The organism is Sphingomonas sp., from assembly GCF_031361285.1.
Classification (GTDB): Bacteria; Pseudomonadota; Alphaproteobacteria; order Sphingomonadales; family Sphingomonadaceae; genus Sphingomicrobium.
On the sequence record NZ_JANMCO010000028.1, the window covers coordinates 1 to 4,816 of the forward strand.

The 4,816-nt window shown below is 65.3% G+C and carries 6 protein-coding genes; 3 read left to right on the forward strand and 3 right to left on the reverse strand.

The annotated features are described in order from the left end of the window. Window positions 1–525: ubiquinol-cytochrome c reductase iron-sulfur subunit (gene petA / locus RMO25_RS02775; RefSeq protein WP_309661083.1), on the reverse strand; the 525-nt coding region annotated here is incomplete at its 3' end. 129 nt (window positions 526–654) lie between these two features. Further along, on the reverse strand, window positions 655–1,548 hold the full coding sequence (locus RMO25_RS02780; RefSeq protein WP_309661084.1) for a TSUP family transporter: 894 nt from the start codon (window positions 1,546–1,548) through the stop codon (window positions 655–657). 125 nt (window positions 1,549–1,673) lie between these two features. On the opposite strand from RMO25_RS02780, the gene hemF reads away from it, so the two are divergent. Together hemF and RMO25_RS02790 are read left to right on the forward strand one after the other, a co-directional pair. Further along, on the forward strand, window positions 1,674–2,513 hold the full coding sequence (hemF, locus tag RMO25_RS02785) for an oxygen-dependent coproporphyrinogen oxidase (protein ID WP_309661085.1): 840 nt from the start codon (window positions 1,674–1,676) through the stop codon (window positions 2,511–2,513). Between the two features lie 8 nt (window positions 2,514–2,521). Then, complete coding sequence (locus RMO25_RS02790; protein ID WP_309661086.1) at window positions 2,522–3,133, forward strand: GNAT family N-acetyltransferase; 612 nt, start codon at window positions 2,522–2,524, stop codon at window positions 3,131–3,133. Here RMO25_RS02790 and RMO25_RS02795 read toward each other — a convergent pair. Beyond that, the gene (locus tag RMO25_RS02795) at window positions 3,082–3,882 is read right to left on the reverse strand and encodes a glycerophosphoryl diester phosphodiesterase membrane domain-containing protein (RefSeq protein ID WP_309661087.1); all 801 of its coding nucleotides are present in this window, start codon (window positions 3,880–3,882) and stop codon (window positions 3,082–3,084) included. The genes RMO25_RS02790 and RMO25_RS02795 overlap by 52 nt on opposite strands. A gap of 101 nt (window positions 3,883–3,983) precedes the next feature. Between RMO25_RS02795 and lipB the strand changes: the two genes are divergently transcribed. Further along, on the forward strand, window positions 3,984–4,646 hold the full coding sequence (gene lipB / locus RMO25_RS02800; RefSeq protein WP_309661088.1) for a lipoyl(octanoyl) transferase LipB: 663 nt from the start codon (window positions 3,984–3,986) through the stop codon (window positions 4,644–4,646). Window positions 4,647–4,816: the final 170 nt, after the last annotated feature.

A 4,816-nucleotide genomic window follows, 5' to 3' on the forward strand; every position in this document is an offset into this window, starting at 1 on the left:
CAGGTTGAGCGGCGCCGGACCCTGGCGGATGCGGGCCGCGGTGTCATAGGCTGAACCGTGGCAGGGGCAGAAATAGCCGCCGTAGGGACCGCGGTTCTCGCCCTCGCCAGTACCCAGCGGGATACAGCCGAGATGGGTGCAAACCCCCATCGTAATCAGCCAGTTGGTCTTGCCCGGCTTGGTCCGCTCGGCCAGCGTCTGCGGGTCGCGCAGCTCGTGCAACGGAACCGCATTGGCCGCGGCAATTTCCGCCGGCGTCAGGTTGCGCACGAACACCGGCTGCTTGCGCCAGCTGGTCTTGATCGCCTGGCCGGGCAGGATCTTGGAAATGTCGACCTCGGTCGAAGCCAGCGCCAGCACGTCGGCCGACGGCGACATTTGGGTGATCAGCGGGATTGCCGCGGCGACCACGCCGACGCCGGCAAAGCTCAAGGCGGCGACATTGATGAAATCGCGGCGCCGAATTTCGCCAGCGCCGCCGTCGCCGGCTTCTGAACCCTCTGCGGACTGTTCCAGCGTGGCCATGCTAACCCTTGTGACGCGAATTTCTGCACATGCCGGAAGGGCACGAAGTGGCACCGCCCCTGGAGGCCCCCGGAGCGATTGGCGGGCCTGATAGCGGGCGCATCCGAGGCTGCCAAGGGGCGGACTTGGTCAGCCGGCGACAGCGGCGGTCGCGCCTTCGGCTCGGTGCTCTCGGCGGCCCTTGATTGCGGCCCACAGCATAACCGCCGCCGCATAGAGGACGACGACAATGACCAGCCAGCGCAGCAGTTCAAGGTCCATCTCCGTAACGATGTAGGCCGCCACGAACACCGCCGGAATTCCGCCGAGTGCAAGCCCGGCGACAATCCGCAAATCCATCTCTCCGATCTGGATGTGGCGGATGCTCGCACCCGCGCCGCACATCGCCGCGCCGGCGGCCATGATCGGGAAGCACAGTCGCGGGTCCATTCCCATCAGGCTCAGCATGATCAGTGTCGGCGCGTAATTGCCGACTCCGAAATTGAGCAGGATCCCGAAGCAGAAACTCGCGGCGATGGCGACGATCATCAACCCCAACGGCAAGCTGTTTGCAGTCCCGCCGCCTGGGAACATATTCAGGTTGGTCATCGCGTACGCGGTCGCGGCGAGCAACAGCGCGACCGCGACCACGGCCTGGACGATCCACACCCGCGTCCTTGCCACCAGAGGCGCGCCAAGCAGCCCGCCCATCAGGAGCGCAATCACAGAGCCGATCAGCAGAACTGGATCGACCTTCACCCCCAAAGCGATGAGGAAGATGATCGATTCGGCCATCGACGGCGGGGTCAGGCCGACCAGCATGGTCGGTGGGATCAGCCGGTCAGGCACGATCTTGCGGAACTTGAGCCACGCCGTAGTCGGCGCGAACGAGCCGATCCCGAGCGTGTCGAAGAAGCTGACTACCGCTCCGACGAGCATCGCTTCACGGTTGGGTGTCGCTTGCTTGGCGATCGCGGCGCGGATGAGGATCAGCCCGAAGGTCAGGATCGCGAGACTCAGTGGCACCAACAGCGCAATCAGCATGGCAATTCCCCCCCGGTAAACGTTGTAACGTCTTTGCGAGCCCGCGCCAGCGGGCGCGGCAACCCAGTGGGAGCAATTCAAAAACTGGATTGCTTCGTCGCGACGCTCCTCGCAATGACGTGCTCATGCTTGCCCTCGACGATCAGCAACAGGCGGCGCGCGACTGGTTCGAAGACCTGCGCACCCGGATCTGTGCCGCGTTCGAGACCATCGAGCGCGAGGCCGGCAGCGACGCGTCGTTCACCTACACCCCATGGGACCGCGACACCGAAGACGGACCGGGCGGAGGCGGCGTGCGCGGCCAGATGAACGGCGCCATATTCGAGAAGGTCGGGGTCAATGTGTCGACCGTCGGCGGGCGCTTTTCACCCGAGTTCGCGGCCACGATCCCCGGGGCCGACCAGGATCCGAGCTTCTTCGCCACCGGCCTCAGCCTCGTCGCCCACATGGCCAACCCGCACGTCCCCGCGGTCCATATGAACACCCGCTTCATCACCACCACCAAGCGCTGGTTCGGCGGCGGCGCCGACCTCAACCCTGCAATCCCCTACAAAGAAGACACTGACGCCTTCCACGCCCGTTTGCGCGCCGCCTGCGCCGCCCACGACCCGACCTTCTATCCGCGCTTTTCGAAGTGGGCCGAGGAGTATTTCTATTTGCCCCATCGCGAACTGTCGCGCGGCGTCGGCGGCATCTTCTACGACCATCTCGAGGGCCATTTCGACGCCCATTTCGCCTTCACCCGCGATGTCGGCGAGGCCTTCCTCGACATCTTCCCGACGATCGTCCGCAACCGCATGGCGACGCCGTTCACGGCCGAGGAGATGGAGCGGCTGCTCGAGTTTCGCGGTCGTTACGTCGAGTTCAACCTGCTCTACGACCGCGGCACATTGTTCGGGTTGAAGACCGGCGGCAACATCGACGCGATCCTGATGAGCCTGCCGCCGCTGGCGCGATGGAAGTGACCCAGCCTATGGCATGCGAGCCCCTGCGCGACGGGGAAATCGCGGCGCTCATTACCTATCTCGAAATGCGTGAAGCACCCGCGACCCCGGTGCCGCCCAGCCCCCTGTCATTGCGCCCCATGACGCCACCGGGCCTCGACGAATACCGCCGGCTGTTCCGCCTGGTCGGCGCGCCCTGGCTATGGTTCTCCCGCCTGACCCGCGACGACGCCGCGCTGGCCGCCATCATCCGCCACCCCGACGTCGAAATCTTTGCCGTGATCGACGCAAATGGAAGCGAAGTCGGGATTCTCGAACTCGATTTTCGTGCACCGGGCGAGTGCGAGCTGGCCTTCATCGGCCTCGTCCCCGAGCTTGCCGGCCGAGGCCATGGGCGATGGCTGCTCGCCGCAGCGCTCGATCTCGCGTGGCGGAAAGACGTCCGCCGGGTCCATGTCCACACTTGCTCGCTGGATCATCCGGCGGCGCTCTCCGCCTACCGCCGCGCCGGTTTTACCGCTTTCCAGCGCGCGATCGAGCGCTTTGCCGACCCGCGCCTCGCCGGCATCCTGCCCGCCGACTGCGCGCCTCAGGTGCCGCTGGTCGGAACCTTGACCGCCGCGCCTTCGCCGCCCAGCTGAACATAAATCCGCGCCAGCATCACCATCAGGATCACCGAAACCAGTGCGCTGACGACCTGGATGAGCAGCGCGACCAGCAACGCGCCGACGGTCAGCGGTGCGACCCCACCGAAGATCAGCTGGGCCAGGATCCCGCCCACCGCGGAAACGGCGATAATCGTCACCACGGCGGCAATGATAACCGCCACGAAAAAGCCGAACAGCCGCAACCAGTGGCCGCGGGTCAATTGCCAGCTGCGACGGAGGATCTCGACCGGTCCGACCGGCTCGGCGCTCGCGACCGGCGACGTCATCAACATCCGGATGGCGAAGAACAGCAATACACCGCACAGCAGGATCAGTCCCAGCGCAGCCGCCGGAGACGCGGCCTTCGCCGGGCCCACGACCTTGCCGGTAATCAACATCGCCACGACCAGGAACGGCAGCAGCCACATCAGCGTCGCCGCCAGATAGGCGGGAGTGCGCCGCGCGCCATGGCGGATGGCTTCACCAACGGTCAGGCCGGAACCGATCGCGAGACGAATCACGGCCAGCTGGCCGACCAGCGTGATCAGGAGCGCGATAATCGTCAGTACGGTCCAGTATCCGAATTTCGGCAGCTGCCCCGCGGGTGCCTCCGGCGCGGCGACATCGCTAACCACCCCGGGAAGCACGAACAATGCCAGCGCGATGGTCGTGAGCAAGCTCCCGTCACGGGCGATCACCGTCCGGGTTTCGTCCCACGCTCTTGAAATCGATAATTCAGCCACAGCCGCCCCTCTCAATGCTTTGCGGCGCTTATGCGGACCTAAAGCGGCGCGCGCAATCACGCTTGCCGCCGGCGCCGGGCGCCGCCATCTGCTTGGTGCCAATGGACGATATCGACCAAATCGAGTGGCTCACGAGCGAGGGCCCGGTGGCTTACACCGAGGCGCTGGCGTTCATGGTGGAACGGGCGGCGGCGATCCGGGCCGGCAGCGCTCGCGAGTGCGTCTGGCTGCTCGAGCATCCGCCCTTGTTCACCGCCGGCACCAGCGCCGATCCCGCCGAGCTCATCAATCCGCTCGGCCTCCCGGTCCATGATGCCGGCCGCGGCGGGCGCTACACCTATCACGGTCCGGGTCAGCGCGTCGGCTATGTCATGCTCGACCTCGAGAAGCGCGGCCGCGATGTCCGTCGCCTGGTCCATGCGCTGGAGGGGTGGATCATCGCCACGCTCGCCGAGCTTGGGGTTGCCGCCCACCGCGCGCCGGGCCGAATCGGGATCTGGGTGGGTGAAGGCCCGACCGAAGCCAAGATCGCGGCATTGGGCCTGCGCGTGAAGCGCTGGGTGACGCTCCACGGCCTGTCGATCAACGTCGCCCCGGACCTGTCGCATTTCGCCGGCATCGTCCCGTGCGGCATCACGGAATATGGCGTCACCAGCCTTTCAGCGCTTGGAAAAGAAACGCCTATGAGCCGCGTCGATGATGCTCTTAAGAGTAATTTTATCCAGTTTATCAACGACTTGAGCACAACCGACAAAGTGTCTTGAAGGCGGTCGTCGCTTCAGCCTATTGTGCGCGCGATTTGCGAAGCGGGTCTACCGCTCCAGATCTCATAATCTAGGGAGTTTTGAATGCGTGCTCTTATCCTGGTCGCCGGTGCGGCCCTGGCGGTTTCGGCTTGCAGCAGCAACGATGCCGCGGAAAATACCATGAATGT

Coding starts and splice junctions, on each gene's coding strand:
- RMO25_RS02790 (WP_309661086.1), top strand. CDS start 2,522: ATGGCATGCGAGCCCCTGCGCGACGGGGAAATCGCGGCGCTCATTACC.
- lipB (WP_309661088.1), top strand. CDS start 3,984: ATGGACGATATCGACCAAATCGAGTGGCTCACGAGCGAGGGCCCGGTG.
- RMO25_RS02780 (WP_309661084.1), bottom strand. CDS start 1,548: ATGCTGATTGCGCTGTTGGTGCCACTGAGTCTCGCGATCCTGACCTTC.
- hemF (WP_309661085.1), top strand. CDS start 1,674: ATGCTTGCCCTCGACGATCAGCAACAGGCGGCGCGCGACTGGTTCGAA.